Raw genomic sequence first — 14,923 nt, forward strand, 5'->3', positions numbered from 1 at the left:
CCGCATCACGCTCCGACGGCGATCATCCGCTCGATCGCCCGCCGCGCCCGGTCCATGACCTCTCCGGGGAGGACGACCTCGTGCTCCTCGGACTCGAGCGCCCGGCGGAGGTCTTCAAGAGAGATCTTCTTCATATCCGCGCAGACGGCCTCCGGCTTCTCGTAAAAGACCCTTCCGGGGTAGAGCACCCGCAGGCGGGAGGCCATCTCCCGCTCGGTGAAGACCCACCAGGGCTCGTTCCCGCCGGCCGCGGCGTCCCGGACCATGCCCCCCGTGGAGGCTATCCGGTCGGCCTGCTCCTGGATCTCCGGCGGGCATTCGGGGTGGCAGACGATCCGACCGCCTTTCTTCCGGGCAGCCTCGACGTCGGCAAGGGTGAACCCCGTATGGACGTAGCAGTGGCCGCCGGGAGGCAGGGGAACGATCGTCTTCTCGGGGAGTTCCCGCTGGACGTATGCCGCGAGGTTTGCGTCCGGCCCGAAGAGGATGGTGTCGTTTGGGAGCGAACGGACAACCCGGACCGCGTTTGCCGAGGTGCAGGTGATGTCCGCGAGCGCCTTGCTCTCCGCCGTGCTGTTGACGTAGACCACCACAGCCGCTTCGGGGTGCTGCCGGCGTGCCTCCCGGATCATCTCCGGGGTCAGGAAATCGGCAAGCGGGCATCCTGCGTCCTCTACGGGGATGACCACCTTACGGTCGGGGTTGAGGATCTTTGCCGTCTCGGCCATGAACCGGACGCCGCAGACGACGATCAGGTCCGCCGCGGTCTCCTTCGCCTTCACCGCGAGCTCGAGGCTGTCGCCCACCACGTCGGCGAGTCCCTGAATCTCCATGGGCTGGTAGTTATGCGCCATGACGACTGCGTTCTTCCCGGCCTTGAGCGCACGAATCTCCTTTTCCATTGTTACGTACCCACCACCAGAGGGTTCTCGAGGTTCTTTAAGAGCGTCAGGATGGAGAGGGCCGCCATATAGCTCGTCGCCGGGTTATCGGGGCTCGGGACGTTCCTGACCCGGATGTAGATGTCCCCGAAGTCCCCCTCGACGAATATCTCGTGGATGTTCCTCTCCGCAGCAGGGTCGACCCAGAGTTCCACGTCGGCATCCCTGCCGGCGGCGAGTCCCAGCGCTACCGCGACGTTGATGTTTTTGGGGTATTGCTTTATACAGTCGTGCGCCAGCCCCTTAAATATCTCTGTCCGGGCTTCGGCGGTCATCCCGAGCGACGCGGGAGGTTTCGTCGTCCGCAGGAGGAGGTGCTTCGGCGGTGAGATCTGGCCGATCTTGAGGTTGTCGAGTCCGGTGATGGCGCCGCTCGGGATGCGGATCTTCTTCCCCGCCTCCCGTGCGACCCCGATGAGGTGCTCGCGGAACGCGTCGTCAGCAAGAGCTCCCCCGGAGAGGACGACGATGTCCCGCCCCGACCGGAGGACAGCCTCGCCGTATGTTCTGACGGCGTCGACCGAAGCGGCTTCCACGACGATCGAGAAGTCCTCCCGCATGAAGGCGTCGAAGTCCGCGTATGACCGGGCATGGCAGAGTAATGCCAGTTCCTCCGCCCGCCCGGGGATGATATCGAAGACGGCGACGACCCGGATGCCCTCGGCGTGTGTGGCGATGATATGCCCGACGTTGCCGCATCCCAGCAACCCTATTTTAATCATCGAATAAAGAAGTTGTAATGTCAGCGGTTAAGTATTGTGCTCGGCACGAAACCGGCCAGAAGAGGAGCAAACTATCCTCCGACCGATAGGGGTGACCGGACCGCCGGGAGCCCGGGCCGGCCGCCGACCGCGCGCAGGGAGAGTCGATCACCATCATATTTGACGAACTGCAGGGAAGACGGGTCTACATCGAGACCTACGGGTGCACCTACAACCACGCCGACACGCGGAGGCTCGCGGCGATACTGGAAGGTCTCGGCTGCACGATGGCCGAACGGCCGGAGGAGGCGGACGCCGTCATCGTCAACACCTGCACGGTGATCGGTGCGACCGAACGAAAGATGCTCCGGCGCCTCGCTCTATTCGCCGACCGCGACCTCTACGTGACCGGGTGCATGCCGGTCGTCCAGATGGACAGGATCCGTTCGGTCTGCACGCCGCACGTCATCTATCCGGACGAGATCCACGAGCGCTCCGCCGGGGTCGGCACCCGGGGTGCGGGGGCGACCGGCGTGGTGCAGGTGGCGAGCGGGTGCGTCGGCCGGTGCAGTTACTGCATCACCCGGTTCGCCCGTGGACAGTTGAAAAGTGCGCCTGCACGGGAGATACTCGACGCCGTCCGGGTTCTTGTCGCGTCGGGCGCCTGCGAGATCCAGCTGACCGGGCAGGACGTGGCCGCGTGGGGACTCGACCGGGGTGAGTCGCTCCCCGACCTCTTGCAGGAGATAGCGGAGATCCCCGGGAAGTTCACCGTCAGGCCGGGGATGATGAACCCGGCTACGGTGCTCGGGATCCTCGATCCGCTCGTCGGGGCTTACGAGAGCGACACAGTCTTCCGGTTCCTCCACCTCCCCGTCCAGTCGGGCTCCGATACCGTCCTTGAACGGATGCAGCGCGGCTACACTGCGGCCGACGTCGTCCGGATCGTCGATACGTTCCGGGAACGCTTCCCGGATATGATGATCTCCTCCGACTTCATCACCGGGTTTCCCGGAGAGACGGACGAAGAGTTCTCGCAGACGCTCGAACTCCTCCGGAGGGCGGCGTTCGTGAAGGTGAACATCACCCGCTACTCCCGGCGGCCCGGAACGCCCGCGGCGGCCCTAAAAGACCTCCCCGAGCGGATACGCAAAGACCGCTCCCGCACGCTGCTTGCCGAAGCAAACCGGATCTACGACGCCTACAACGAGCGCTGGATCGGGCGGGAGACACCGATCGTCGCGACCGAGAAGAACGCGCCGGGATCGACCGTCTGCCGCAACCCCTGCTACCTCAATGTCGTCGTAAAAGAGGATCTCCCGTTCGGATTCACCGGGAAGGCGGTGATAACCGGGAACCGCCGGCACTACGTCACCGCCGAACGGATCCCATCCGATGACGAGAGGGTTTAGCCCCACCGAAACTTTTTCTTTGGATACGGCGTATCATCATTCCATGCAGGGGATCACCGGGCAAGAACTCTCCTCAAAGAAGGCGGAATACCTCAAGTACATCCACATGCAGGGCGACGTCGTGAAGACGACCGAGATCGCCGCCCACTTCTCCGTCGCGCCCTCGACGGTGACAAAAGCGCTCACGGAGATTGCAAGAGCAGGCTACATCGAGCATACGCCCTACCACGGGGTGCGGCTCACCTCTCGCGGCACCGAATACGCCCGGTTCCTGGTCCGCCGCCACCGGATCGTCGCCCTGGTGCTCAGCCGCCACGGGCTCGAGCCCGAAGAGGCGTGCAGGGAGGCAAAGAAGATCGAGCAGTGCTTCTCGAAAGACCTCACCGACAGGATGTGCACGTCGCTCGGGCACCCGATGATGAGCGTCTGCGGGGAGATCGAGCATGATCACCGCTGCTGCGGGTCTCCCGGTGGGTACCGCGGGTGACGGCGAAACGTCGTCCGGTGCGGGAAGAATTTAGATAGACACCAAATCCGGAGTGGAGAACGATGGGGTCGCAGGATAACAACAATATCGTCCGTTTATCCCTCGCCGCAACCATATTCACGGTCTTTCTGCTGGCAGCAGCCACGGCGGGGTGCACCGGCACCGACCGGCAGGACGGTGGGGAGGTCGTCGTCGCGGTCACCATACCACCCGAACAGGAGTTCGTAGAACGGGTGGGCGGCGATCACGTCCGGGTGATCCTGCTGGTGCCGCCGGGAGCCGACCCGCACACCTACGAACCCCCGCCGGGAACCCTCGCCGACGTCGCAGAGGCGGATATGTATGCCGTGGTCGGTTCGGGGATCGAGTTCGAACTCGCCTGGCGGGAGAAGATCGCCGCCCTGAACCCCGGGATGCTGGTCGTCGACTGTTCGCGCGGCGTCGACCTGATCGCGGCCGGTGACGCAGAACACGCGGGAGCCGACCCGCACATCTGGACGTCCCCGAAGAACGCGAAGGTCATGGTCGAGAACATCCGCGAGGGGCTCATAGCGGTCGACCCGGAAAACGCCGAAGACTACCGCCGGAACACCGATGCCTACCTCGGGGAACTCGACGCCCTTGATACGGAGATCACCGGTGCGCTCGCCGCATCGGGGGTGAAGAAGGTCATGGTCTACCACTCGTCGTGGGCCTACCTTGCCCGGGACTACGGCTTTGCTGAAGTGCCGATCGAGAGCGAGGGAAAGGAACCCTCGCCGCAGAGGCTGGAGCACCTCATCAAGCAGGCAAAGGTGGAGAAGATCCGGGTGATATTCGCATCGCCCGAGCACTCCACCCGGAGCGCCGAGGTGATCGCGGACGCGATCGGGGGCACCGTGGTGACGGTGAGCCCGCTCGCGAAGGACTACCTCGCGAACATGCGGTACGTGGCCCGGGCATTTGCGGAGAGCGGCAGGCCATGACCGCGCCCGTGATCGAGGTCGAGGACGTCCGGGTCAGGCTGCGCGGCCATACCGTCCTCGAAGACGTGAGCCTTGCCGTCTACCCGGACGACTTCTACGCGATCATCGGGCCGAACGGCGGCGGGAAGACGACGCTTCTCCGGGTGATCCTCGGCCTCCTCCAACCCTCCCGCGGCACGGTCAGGATCCTCGGCGGGACGGGGGCGGCGGCGAGGAGGGATCTCGGCTACGTCCCCCAGTTCCGGACGTTCGACTTCGAGTATCCCATCACCGTGCGGGAGATGGTTCTCTCCGGCCGCCTCGGCCACATCACCCGGCTCCCGCGGCGTTACGGGGCCGAAGACCACGCCCGGACGGAGGAGGCGCTCGAGACGATGGGCATCGCCGGTCTCGCCGACCGGCAGATCCGCGATCTCTCCGGCGGTGAGCAGCAGCGGGCGATCATCGCCCGGGCGCTCGTCGGCGACCCGAAGGTGCTGCTCCTCGACGAACCGACGGTCTACGTGGACGCTCCGACTGCGGCGCAGTTCTACGGGATCCTCGACCGACTCCGCGAACGGATGGCGATCGTCCTCGTCACCCACGACATCGGGGTGATCCCGGAGCACGTGACCCGGGTCGCCTGCCTGAACAGGCGCCTCTACACGCACGACACGAACGAGATAACGCCGGATATGCTCGAAGCCGCATACCACTGCCCGGTCGATCTCATCGCCCACGGGGTTCCGCACCGGGTCTTCTCGGAACATACGGAGGAGGAGTGAGCATGCTCGAGATTCTCGGGTTCGAGTTCTTCAGGAACGCCCTCATCGCCGGAGTGCTCGCGAGCATCGCCTGCGGCATCATCGGCACCTACGTCGTGGTGCGGCGGATGGTCTCGGTCAGCGGCGGCATATCCCACGCGGCCTTCGGCGGGATCGGCCTCGGCTACTTCTTCGGGATAGACCCGCTCCTCGGCGCAACCGGATTCACCGTGGCGACGGCGCTCGGGATGGGCGCGCTCCAGCTCCGGGCGCGGCAGCAGATGGACACCATCATCGGCGCGGTCTGGGCGGCGGGGATGGCCGTAGGCATCCTTTTCGTCTACCTGACACCGGGATTCGCCCCCGACCTCTTCTCCTACCTCTTCGGGAACATCCTCCTCGTCCCGAGGGGGGACATCCTCCTGATGGGGGTGCTCGTCGCCATCATCGTCGCGGTCGTGGCCCTCCTCTACCGGGAACTCCAGGCGGTCACGTTCGACCCGGACTACGCGACGGTCATGAACCTCCCGGTCGAGCGGCTCTCGCTCCTCCTCCTCGTGCTGATTGCGCTCACCGTGGTGATGCTGATCCGGGTGGTGGGGATCATCCTGGTGATCGCGCTCCTGACGCTCCCGGCGGCGATCAGCCGCCTCTACACCACCCGGATCCGGAGCATGATGGTCCTCGCCGTCGTCCTCGGCATCGCCTTCACCCTGACGGGGATAGGGCTCTCCTACCTCCTCGACGTCCCCTCGGGGGCGACGATCATCCTCGTGAGCACGCTCGCGTATGCGGGCGCCCTCGGGGCCGAACGCCTCCGGCAGGGCGACTAGCGGGACAAACCGGTGCGCTTATGCCGGCGTACGCAAGAGGTGAGTGAGCAATGGATCCGATCATCGAAGAGGGATACGCCCGCCTCCTCGAGACCCTTGAGGAACTGCAGGCGAAGAAGGAAGAATCGGCCTCGGAACTCCGGGGCAGCATGGGAGCCCTCCTTGCGCGGATGGCTGCCGATACGGCGCCGGTCGTGAAGCGGATCGGGCTCGAGATGCTCCGGCGCGCAAAGAGGGAGGCGTCAGGGGATCTCTACGACCAGGAGTTCTACGAGAAGAAGATGATCGTTCTCGGGAAAGGCGACCCGCTCCCCTACCGCCCCGACGACCCGACGAAGCCCGTCGATGCGCAGATCTGCGTCCTCGACGAGGACGGGGCCTTCCACGAACTGATGTACACCAACACCGATATCCGGACGGACTCCTATCTCGCGCCGCTCGCGCCGGAGGAGGCGTTCGAGATCTACGGCTACGAACTCGTCTTCATGCTCTACCGGGCGCTCTACGAGTATGCAGAGAAGGACGAGGAACTGACGGCCGCGCTCGCGCGGACGCTCGAGTATCTGGGGTCCTGAAAACATTTTTTCCGAAGGCGGCCCCGGGATATCGAAGGGGTGCCGGGTTTAGCGGGCCTCCCGGGGTTTTGATCACTGCTTGCGTGCTGCCATAGACGGACAGGCAGGACTCGATTAAAAGCCCGGTGCAGTGGACCGTGGGAGAATCGCCATTGGGGGAACGACACTCCGCTAGGAGTGGAGTTCGAGCACCGAAGGTGCGAGGGGGGGTTGCAGGGGAGTGCGATGGTTCGTAGAACCGGAGCTGGAGCACCGGAGGTGCGATATCCAACGGAAATCCGTGCACGGGTTCGTGGTGTCCCTATGAGCAATCGGCGGGGCACCCCGAGGCTTTGGCACCCGCAGGACATAGTGGGCGACCGGCAGAGGCAGTCCACCGTTATCAACACGCCGGCCTTCTCCCCCACCCAACCCCCTTCACCGGCGCCCGAAGATGGGGATGATCGGCTCGGTGAGGTCGCGCCCGGCCCCGAGCGCCGTGAGGGGATACGAGCGCTGGAACCGCTGTCCCTCGGCGTTTTCGTAGATGACGACCGCTTTTGCCTCCGAGACCATCGACGGCAGGCTGAACCCGGACTCCTCGTCCGGGTCGAGCGAGACGACCTCGAACTCGATGTCGAGCGGAACGAGGGCGACACGGATGTTTTGCGCCCTCGCGGTCCCCGTATTGGTGACGATGATCTCCCGCGCATCCTCCGCGAGCTCAGCGGTGACGAGCGGATAGTCCTCCGTATCTCCCATGATACGGAGAGTCATCAGGATAGCGATCATGAATACCAGCGCGATGAGGCCGAAGAAAGGCTCGATGACGAACAGCCCGAGCGCAATGAGGCCGCCCATTACCAGAACGATCTTCTGGTTCTTATCCATGCTAATGGGTTGGTCTGCCGGGAATTATAAGAGTAGGTTTCGTGTGCGGGAGCGGCGGGGCGCAGTCCGGGCGCCGTGCCCGGGAGCCCCCCGCGTTCATCATCGAGGACGGGCAACACGACCATATACCGTCATAGCGAAGTACGTACGAGACAGTATGCTTGAGTTGAAGTTCGTTCGTGCACACCCCGAGATCGTCCGGGCAGACCTCGCGAAGAGAGGAGACACCGAGAAGCTGGCCTGGGTCGATGAGGTGCTGGAGATGGACAGGAGGGCACGGGAACTCACCGTTGCGATCGGGGATCTGCGCAACCGCAGAAACGTCATATCCCGCGAGATCAGCCAGGCGAGGAAGGCGGGGAACGATATCGCGGATCTCCTCGCCGAAGCCGCAGGACTCCCGGAACGGATCAAGGAGGCAGAGGCGGAGCGCGAGACGCTCACCGAGGCGGTGACGTACCGCCTGATGCGGCTCCCGAACATCCTCCACGAGAGCGTGCCCGTCGGCAAGGACGACTCCGAGAACGTCGAGATCCGGCGCTGGGGCGAGCCGGTGATCCCCGCGTTCGATTTGGAGAACCACGGCGCGCTCGCCGTCAAGCACGACTGGGCGGACTTCGAACGCGCGGCGAAGATTGCCGGGGCCGGATTTTACTTCCTGAAGGGCAGGCTCGCCCTGCTCGATATGGCGCTCCAGCGGTTCGCGATGGATATCCTCGTCCAGCGCGGGTATACCCCGATCATCCCGCCTTACATGATGAACCGGGCCGCATACGAGGGCGTGACCGACCTTGCCGACTTCGAGAACGTCATGTACAGGATCGACGGCGAGGACGAGTACCTGATCGCGACGAGCGAGCATCCGATGGCCGCGATGTACTGCGACGAGATCTTCGAGGAGAAGGACCTGCCGCTCCGGCTTGCGGGGCTGAGCCCGTGCTTCCGGCGCGAGATCGGGGCACACGGACTCGATACGAAAGGGCTCTTCCGCGTCCACCAGTTCCACAAGGTGGAGCAGTTCGTCTACGCCACCCCCGAGCAGTCCTGGGATCTCCACGAGGAACTGATGGCGAATGCAGAGGAGGTCTTCCAGCGGCTCGGCCTTCCCTACCGGGTCGTCTCGATCTGCACGGGGGATATCGGGACGGTCGCCGCGAAGAAGTACGACCTCGAGGTCTGGATGCCGCGCGAGGAGCGCTACCGCGAAGCGGTCTCCTGCTCGAACTGCACGGCCTACCAGGCGGTCAGGCTGAACATCAAGGTGCGCGATCCGACCGAGTTCACCGAGAAGCGCTATGTGCATACCTTAAACAGCACCGCGATCGCGACGTCCCGCGCGATCCGGGCGATCCTCGAGAACAACCAGAACGAGGACGGCTCGGTCACGATTCCGAAGGCTCTCAGGCCCTATCTCTACGGCAGCGAGACGCTGTAGAACTTCGAGGGTCTGCGAGAGCCCGACAATACTTTTTTGACGGATCCGGACATCCGCCGGCCTCTTCCCCGCTCACCCGAACGGGCCGGTAAAGAGATGCGTCGGGCGCTCTTTCGGAAGAAAGAGATGGCATATAAGCAGAAAGCTTCATAGGAAAGATTATGCCCCTCTCTCCGCATACGAAGATTCACATACTCCTTCTCATCGGTATCGCCGTAGCCGCGGCAGTCCTCTCCTCCGGATGTTTACAGAGCGCCGGACCCGTGCAGGAAGCAGGCGATCCCAACCGGAGCACTCCGCCCCCGGCGGTAGCCTCCGAGCTCGCGTCGATCGTCTCGGCCGGTGTCCGGAACGCCGGCGTCCCCGGTACCCTGATCGAGATCTCGACGCCGGAATGGACCTGGAACTACGCGGCCGGCAACGCCTCGCTCTCCCCCGCAGTGGCGGCGACACCGGAGATGCGGTTCATCATCGCGAGCGTGACAAAGACCTTCACGAGCGTCGCAATCCAGCAGCTCGCCGAGGACGGAAAACTCTCGCTCGACGATCCCATCGACCTCTGGCTCCCGGCGGACGTGGCGGAGGAGATCCCGAACTCCTCCGCGATCACGATACGCCAGCTCCTCGATCACACGAGCGGGATCCCGGATTACGATGAGGACGCGATCGTCCTCGAAGAGTACATGAGCCCCGACACCCCGATACCATACCAGGAAGGGATGCGGCAGGGCCTCGATGCAGGCCCCCTGTATCCGCCGGGAACGGGTTACACTTACTCGAACGTGAACTACATCCTTCTCACGTTGATCATCGACGAGGCGGCCGGCGTCCCCTACGAGGACTACGTCACCCGCAACATCCTCGTCCCGGCGGGGATGAACGATACGTTCGTTCACCGGACCAACCACATCCCCGGGCCGCATATGCGGGCCCAGGAGAGCGAAGAGGACGGCACCATCATGGACTTCAGCGACCTCTATATTCAGTTCGACCGGGGCGCCGGAGATATCGTGAGCACGACGGCCGATCTCAACAGGTTCCACCATACCCTCCGCTCGGGTGCGCTGCTCAGCCCGGCGTCGCTCGCGGCGATGGAGAATACCTCCCCACAGTCTCGGAAGATCGGAATGGTGCCCGGACTTGGAGAGATGAACGTCGGATGCGGTTACGGATACTTCACGCAGCAGAACGCATCGGAGGGCCTGACCCTCTACGGCCATACCGGCGGGTACTACGGCTCGTATACGGCATGGTACTACTGGGCCGAGAAGGACACCTACATCGCCATGAACAGCAACTCTGCGGCAAAAGCGGGCGCGGTAAACGAGGAGATCCTCGCCCCGGTCATCCGGTATCTCAAAGAAGGGAAAGCGGCCGGGCAGTAGGCCGGCCCGTTTCATATTTTTACGGAATTGTTCTGACGATCCGCTCCTTCGTCACCTTCCCGGCGATGAAGCGGGCAAGGGCAAGGAGCGCGAATCCCACCGCCGCGAGGATTGCTTCCGCCGTCACCGAGATGGCCGAGCCGCCCGGTGCGACCTGCTGGAGCCCGACGATCAGGAAGATGAACCCGAATATCAGCACGAACCCGAGGATCTGGTTCTCCCGCATCCCGAGCGCGAGCTGGGCCGCGCCGATCAGCCCGGTCGCAGCGGCGATCCAGATCGGGACGACGGCCGCGAGGTGAAGGAGGAGCAGGGGTTCGCCGGCTACGGGAGCGCTCGCAAGGGTGTAAACCGCCGCAATGGTCACTGCGGCCGAGACAAGGGTCATCAGATACGCCGGCACGGCGACCCCTACGGCCTTCCCCTCCCAGAGGCGGCGGAGGGAGACCGGGGTGCAGAGGAGCGTCTCGACGGAGCCGTCCCGCTTCTCGCGGAGGAAGGCGTCGGCACAGAAGAGGTAGCCCATAAAGACCCCGACCGGGAGGGTAACCGTGGCGATGCCGCCGGAAATGGCCGCTGCGTCGCCTTCCGAGCCCGCAGCGATCCCGAGGATCGTCACGACGGGAAACCATACGGCGAAGATGAGCGCTGCGATGAGGGCGCTCCGGTTCCGGAGGGCGAGCCGGATCTCGCGCCGGGCGATGACGGCAAACGTGCTCATGCCCCACCCTCCGCCCTGCCGACGTGTTCGAGATAGATCTCCTCAAGCGACCGGGACGACCGGCGGACCTCCTCGATCCGGAACCCCGCCCCGACGAGGGCCGCGACGAGGTCGGGTGTCGCGCCCGGGTCGGCGAGGGTGCAACGGAGGCGGTCGCCGTCCGCGTCGCACTCCGTAACGTACGGGAGGGGTCCCACGACCTCGCACGCGCGGTCGCCGGCACCGGCAAGCGCGACCGTCACGGCAGGGCGGCCGGATGCCGTGGTGAGGTTCTCTACCGAGTCGAAGGCACGGATCCTGCCCTCGGCGAGGATCGCGACCGTGGAGCAGATCCGCTGAACCTCGTCGAGGTGGTGGGAGTTCAGGAACACGGTCATCTCCTCACGCCGGGAGAGTTCGACGATGAGGTCGCGGACCATCCGCTGCGCCCCGGGGTCGAGGCCGGAGGAGGGTTCGTCGAGGAAGACGACCTCGGGCCGGTGGAGAATGGCCCGGGCGATCCCGAGCTTCCGCTTCATGCCGGTCGAGAACGTCCCGACCGGGTCGTCCCGTCGGTCGGTGAGACCGACGAGCGCGAGGAGTTCGTCGATCCTCTCCACAGGCTCTTCGATGCCGTAGAGCCCGGCGTAGTAGGCCAGGTTGTCCGCGGCGCTCATCCGGTCGGAGAGACCGTTGTTCTCGAAGAGCACCCCGACCCGCGCCCGCGCATCGTCATCCGCGGCAAGGTCCCGGCCGAGAACCCGGACCTCGCCCGCGCCGGGGGCGAGCAGGCCGAGCAGGATCCGGATGGTCGTGGTCTTCCCGGCGCCGTTCGGGCCGAGGTAGCCGAAGATCTCGCCGTGCCCGACGGCGAACGAGACGTCGCGAAGGATCTCGCGGCCGTCGAACGACCGCGAAAGCCCCCTGACCTCGACGGCGTTCACGCCCGCCCCCTCCTCCCGCACCGCACGGCACAGGGCCGGGAGAGGGCGGGACGGATACAGGATCCAGCCGCATGACTGGGTGAAAGCATACCGATCAATTCCCGGCCACGGGGCATCAATCCATCGGTTTGTGCGGAAACGACCATGAGATTGCGCCGGAACCATATCCTGTAGGGTAGGGGAGGTCGGAGAAGGAGCGCATCTGAAGTTTCACCCGGCTCTTCTCCCTCGCATTGCCGCGAAGAACCCGAGATGAACCGGACACGCCTTCCCACCGGCTATCCCCACACACTGCCCCCGCCCCGCAGGAAGGGGGAGGAGCGTGAAGCGCGGGTGGGGTGGGGGCTACAGTTATCCGCGGCAGGTGGAGACAGGGGAGGGGGGATGCTCCCCTTCGCACCTATCGGTGCTCAAGCTCGCTTCGCTCGCACTTCCCACCTGACGGTGGTCGAGCTCCGGTTCTACGAACCATCGCACTCGCACCTCCGGTGCTCAAGCTCGCTACGCTCGCACTCCGCACCCTTCGGGTGCTCATGCTCCTGCCGTTCCGGCAGTCGCACCCTCCGGCCAGTCGCACTCCCCGTCAGCCCCTCAAAGAACTTCGTTCTTCTCATGCTCCTGCCCTTCGGCCAGTCGCACTCCCCCAATGGTGATACCCCCACGAAAGCCGTATCCGGGAGGGGAGCCATACATCCCCCTATCTAGAGCCTATCCCCAGGCAGTGTACCGTGGGGGTATCGCCATGACTGCCCCCGCCCCAAGGGGCGGGGAACGACTGCTGGAACAGCAGGAGTTTGAGCACCGAAGGTGCGGAGGAGGAGGCCGAAGGCCGGGTGGGGTTACAACAGATATACCGGATTGGTAGGAGGCTGCAAAGAGGTATCGCCAAACATCCGGACGCACCGCGCCCCATATCCTCCATCCGGCCCAGACCTTCTCCCGCTGAAATGGGAACAATTATGGAGGCAGAGAGGATATTATCATCATTATAGGCAGGAACACCCCGTGCTCCACCTCGGGCCGGTCGTTTCGCCAGGAGCCACTACGATGGAGTTCTCTTACGGCATCGACGACCGGCCGCAACCGGCATCGCTCCTCATCTTCGGCCTGCAATGGCTCGCGGTGAGCGTTCCCCTCGTCCTCATCATCGGCAGGGTGGTTGCCGGGCTCGAGGCCGACGGATCGGCCGTCCCGTACCTCCAGAGACTCTTCCTCCTCGTCGGGCTGGTGCTGCTCGCGCAGGTATATCTCGGGCACAGGCTCCCCCTGGTGCTCGGCCCGGCGACGGTGCTCCTTGTCGGCATCCTTGCAAGCCTCGATGCAGGGTTTCCGGCCATCAATGCGTCGCTGGTGATCGGCGGGCTCCTCCTCGCCGGTCTTGCGGCGACCGGCCTCATCGGGCACCTCCAGAGGCTCTTCACCCCCCGGGTGGTCGCGGTCGTCCTCATGCTCATCGCGTTCACCCTCGCACCCACCATCCTCGATCTCATCACGGACGGCAGTGCAACGGTCCCGGCGACGCAGACCTTCCTCTTTGCCGCCGGGTTCACCCTCGCTCTCTTCGCCGCACACGGATTTCTTAAAGGCATCTGGCGATCGACCCTGGCGCTCTGGGCGATCCTCCTCGGCACCCCGGTTTATATCGTCCTCTTCGGTGCGGTCTCCCTGCCGCCCGCGGATACCGCCCTCGTCGCGCTGCCTGAAATCCTTCTCGCGCCGCTCGCCGTGCCCGACGCCGGGGTGCTCGCAGCGTTCCTGATCTGCTACCTCGCGCTCGCCACGAACGACCTCGGGTCAATCCAGTCGGTGGGAAGTCTGCTCAAAGCCGACGGAATGGGGGAACGGGTGAACCGCGGGCTGGCCGTCACCGGTCTCGGGAACGCCCTCGCGGGCATTACCGGAGTGATCGGCCCGGTGAACTTCTCGCTCTCCCCGGGCATCATCGCCGCCACCGGGTGCGCGTCCCGGTTCGCCCTCGTCCCGGCCGCGGTCGCACTCGGGCTCATGGCCGCATCGCCCCTTGCCATCGGCTACCTGGAGAGTATCCCCGCGCCGGTCATCGGCGTCGTCCTCGCCTACGTCATGGCCGCCCAGATTGCAGCGGGGCTCATGCTCGGGCAGGAGAGCGGGGCGGTCGGGACGTTCGACGGAGGGCTGATCGTCGGTATTCCCCTCCTTCTCGGAACGCTGGTGGCCTTCCTGCCTCCGGAGGTCGCCGCAGGTCTCCCGGCAATGATCCGCCCCCTGCTCACGAACGGCTTTGTCGTGGGCATCGTCACCGTCCTCGGGCTAGAGCACATCGTTTACCGGCGGCGACCGCAGGAACGAAGCTGAACGGATGCGCTCTTGTATCGCCTCCCGTTTCCCGCGACTCGAAGTGAGAGAGAATATCACCGGATAACCGCAAATGCGGCATGAATTTTGGACAGGCGACCTGGAGAAAGACATAACATAAAGAGAACGGTAGGAAACCGAGATTCGAACGAACGATCACCCGGTAATCTGCCGGGTGCACCACCTGTTCAAACAACTCCTGGAAGTTACGTAAAATGAGGAACGATGGGCCCGATGCGATTCGAACGCACGACCTCCCGGTTATCAGCCGGGTGCACCACCAGCTATGCTACGGGCCCGAAACACCTGTATTAGTGCCTACAAATATTGTACAATCTTCAATTTAAAGGTTGTGCAAGGACTCTGCTCCTGAATCGTCGGAGAACGGCGCCGGCAAAGAACGGGCAGGGGCAACGGCACGGGGCGAACTCCAGAGATCGGTACCCACCCGGAAAAGGAGCCGGTTTGCATGGCCGCATCGGGGACGCGATCGCCAATCCTCCCCGGTGAACGATGGTGCGCAAAGATACGGGCCGTCGCGGCTACCCTGCAATACCCGGCGTTTCGGCACCGGAATGTTCCGGACAGGCATCCAAAG

General features: G+C 64.5%; 14 protein-coding genes and 1 tRNA gene. 9 read left to right on the top strand and 6 right to left on the bottom strand.

The genetic code is table 11. The features are described from left to right. Positions 1 to 5: 5 nt before the first annotated feature. Positions 6 to 902: a quinolinate synthase NadA gene (nadA, locus tag SZ63_RS12005; protein WP_048185706.1), complete on the bottom strand. Its 897-nt coding sequence runs from the start codon at positions 900 to 902 to the stop codon at positions 6 to 8. Between the two features lie 2 nt (positions 903 to 904). After that, complete coding sequence (gene nadX, locus SZ63_RS12010) at positions 905 to 1,663, bottom strand: aspartate dehydrogenase (RefSeq protein ID WP_048185708.1); 759 nt, start codon at positions 1,661 to 1,663, stop codon at positions 905 to 907. Positions 1,664 to 1,851: 188 nt separating this feature from the next. On the opposite strand from nadX, the gene SZ63_RS12015 reads away from it, so the two are divergent. The 6 genes from SZ63_RS12015 (at position 1,852) to SZ63_RS12040 (ending at position 6,657) form a co-directional block, all read left to right on the top strand. Further along, positions 1,852 to 3,054, top strand: a complete 1,203-nt coding sequence (locus tag SZ63_RS12015) for a MiaB/RimO family radical SAM methylthiotransferase (protein ID WP_394298777.1) — start codon at positions 1,852 to 1,854, stop codon at positions 3,052 to 3,054. Between the two features lie 43 nt (positions 3,055 to 3,097). Beyond that, positions 3,098 to 3,541 carry a metal-dependent transcriptional regulator gene (locus SZ63_RS12020; protein ID WP_048185713.1) on the top strand — a complete coding sequence of 148 codons (444 nt, stop codon included), beginning with the start codon at positions 3,098 to 3,100 and terminating at the stop codon, positions 3,539 to 3,541. Between the two features lie 62 nt (positions 3,542 to 3,603). Next, the gene (locus SZ63_RS12025; RefSeq protein ID WP_048185715.1) at positions 3,604 to 4,506 is read left to right on the top strand and encodes a metal ABC transporter solute-binding protein, Zn/Mn family; all 903 of its coding nucleotides are present in this window, start codon (positions 3,604 to 3,606) and stop codon (positions 4,504 to 4,506) included. Continuing rightward, the gene (locus tag SZ63_RS12030) at positions 4,503 to 5,270 is read left to right on the top strand and encodes a metal ABC transporter ATP-binding protein (protein ID WP_048185717.1); all 768 of its coding nucleotides are present in this window, start codon (positions 4,503 to 4,505) and stop codon (positions 5,268 to 5,270) included. The genes SZ63_RS12025 and SZ63_RS12030 overlap by 4 nt, the downstream gene beginning before the upstream one ends. 2 nt (positions 5,271 to 5,272) lie before the next feature. Further along, entirely contained in the window at positions 5,273 to 6,082 is an 810-nt protein-coding gene (locus tag SZ63_RS12035; protein ID WP_048185719.1) for a metal ABC transporter permease, read from the top strand. 50 nt (positions 6,083 to 6,132) lie between these two features. After that, positions 6,133 to 6,657 (top strand): hypothetical protein, encoded by a 525-nt coding sequence (locus tag SZ63_RS12040; RefSeq protein WP_048185722.1) that lies wholly within the window; start codon positions 6,133 to 6,135, stop codon positions 6,655 to 6,657. Between the two features lie 417 nt (positions 6,658 to 7,074). Here SZ63_RS12040 and SZ63_RS12045 read toward each other — a convergent pair whose 3' ends face one another. Further along, the gene (locus tag SZ63_RS12045; protein WP_048185724.1) at positions 7,075 to 7,527 is read right to left on the bottom strand and encodes a hypothetical protein; all 453 of its coding nucleotides are present in this window, start codon (positions 7,525 to 7,527) and stop codon (positions 7,075 to 7,077) included. A gap of 157 nt (positions 7,528 to 7,684) precedes the next feature. Here SZ63_RS12045 and serS point away from each other — a divergent pair, with 157 nt between their 5' ends. Together serS and SZ63_RS12055 are read left to right on the top strand one after the other, a co-directional pair. Then, entirely contained in the window at positions 7,685 to 8,962 is a 1,278-nt protein-coding gene (serS, locus tag SZ63_RS12050; RefSeq protein ID WP_048185726.1) for a serine--tRNA ligase, read from the top strand. A gap of 161 nt (positions 8,963 to 9,123) precedes the next feature. Next, positions 9,124 to 10,347, top strand: a complete 1,224-nt coding sequence (locus tag SZ63_RS12055) for a serine hydrolase domain-containing protein (protein WP_048185728.1) — start codon at positions 9,124 to 9,126, stop codon at positions 10,345 to 10,347. A gap of 19 nt (positions 10,348 to 10,366) precedes the next feature. Here the strand turns inward: SZ63_RS12055 and SZ63_RS12060 are convergent, their stop codons facing one another. Beyond that, positions 10,367 to 11,068, bottom strand: a complete 702-nt coding sequence (locus SZ63_RS12060; protein WP_048185730.1) for a heme exporter protein CcmB — start codon at positions 11,066 to 11,068, stop codon at positions 10,367 to 10,369. Further along, positions 11,065 to 11,991: an ABC transporter ATP-binding protein gene (locus SZ63_RS12065; protein ID WP_048185882.1), complete on the bottom strand. Its 927-nt coding sequence runs from the start codon at positions 11,989 to 11,991 to the stop codon at positions 11,065 to 11,067. The genes SZ63_RS12060 and SZ63_RS12065 overlap by 4 nt, the downstream gene beginning before the upstream one ends. 1,047 nt (positions 11,992 to 13,038) lie before the next feature. Between SZ63_RS12065 and SZ63_RS12070 the strand changes: the two genes are divergently transcribed. Continuing rightward, positions 13,039 to 14,325: a uracil-xanthine permease family protein gene (locus SZ63_RS12070; protein WP_048185732.1), complete on the top strand. Its 1,287-nt coding sequence runs from the start codon at positions 13,039 to 13,041 to the stop codon at positions 14,323 to 14,325. A 226-nt stretch (positions 14,326 to 14,551) separates the two neighbouring features. Here the strand turns inward: SZ63_RS12070 and SZ63_RS12075 are convergent. After that, positions 14,552 to 14,624: transfer RNA gene (locus SZ63_RS12075), tRNA-Ile, on the bottom strand. Positions 14,625 to 14,923: the final 299 nt, after the last annotated feature.

The sequence above is a fragment of the Methanoculleus sediminis genome, from assembly GCF_001017125.1.
Lineage (GTDB): Archaea > Halobacteriota > Methanomicrobia > Methanomicrobiales > Methanoculleaceae > Methanoculleus > Methanoculleus sediminis.

What these genes read in the sequence shown, in the direction of transcription:
- nadA (WP_048185706.1), bottom strand. Translation starts at nt 902, where the DNA reads ATGGAAAAGGAGATTCGTGCGCTCAAGGCCGGGAAGAACGCAGTCGTC.
- nadX (WP_048185708.1), bottom strand. Translation starts at nt 1,663, where the DNA reads ATGATTAAAATAGGGTTGCTGGGATGCGGCAACGTCGGGCATATCATC.
- SZ63_RS12020 (WP_048185713.1), top strand. Translation starts at nt 3,098, where the DNA reads ATGCAGGGGATCACCGGGCAAGAACTCTCCTCAAAGAAGGCGGAATAC.
- SZ63_RS12025 (WP_048185715.1), top strand. Translation starts at nt 3,604, where the DNA reads ATGGGGTCGCAGGATAACAACAATATCGTCCGTTTATCCCTCGCCGCA.
- SZ63_RS12030 (WP_048185717.1), top strand. Translation starts at nt 4,503, where the DNA reads ATGACCGCGCCCGTGATCGAGGTCGAGGACGTCCGGGTCAGGCTGCGC.
- SZ63_RS12035 (WP_048185719.1), top strand. Translation starts at nt 5,273, where the DNA reads ATGCTCGAGATTCTCGGGTTCGAGTTCTTCAGGAACGCCCTCATCGCC.
- SZ63_RS12040 (WP_048185722.1), top strand. Translation starts at nt 6,133, where the DNA reads ATGGATCCGATCATCGAAGAGGGATACGCCCGCCTCCTCGAGACCCTT.
- SZ63_RS12045 (WP_048185724.1), bottom strand. Translation starts at nt 7,527, where the DNA reads ATGGATAAGAACCAGAAGATCGTTCTGGTAATGGGCGGCCTCATTGCG.
- serS (WP_048185726.1), top strand. Translation starts at nt 7,685, where the DNA reads ATGCTTGAGTTGAAGTTCGTTCGTGCACACCCCGAGATCGTCCGGGCA.
- SZ63_RS12055 (WP_048185728.1), top strand. Translation starts at nt 9,124, where the DNA reads ATGCCCCTCTCTCCGCATACGAAGATTCACATACTCCTTCTCATCGGT.
- SZ63_RS12060 (WP_048185730.1), bottom strand. Translation starts at nt 11,068, where the DNA reads ATGAGCACGTTTGCCGTCATCGCCCGGCGCGAGATCCGGCTCGCCCTC.
- SZ63_RS12070 (WP_048185732.1), top strand. Translation starts at nt 13,039, where the DNA reads ATGGAGTTCTCTTACGGCATCGACGACCGGCCGCAACCGGCATCGCTC.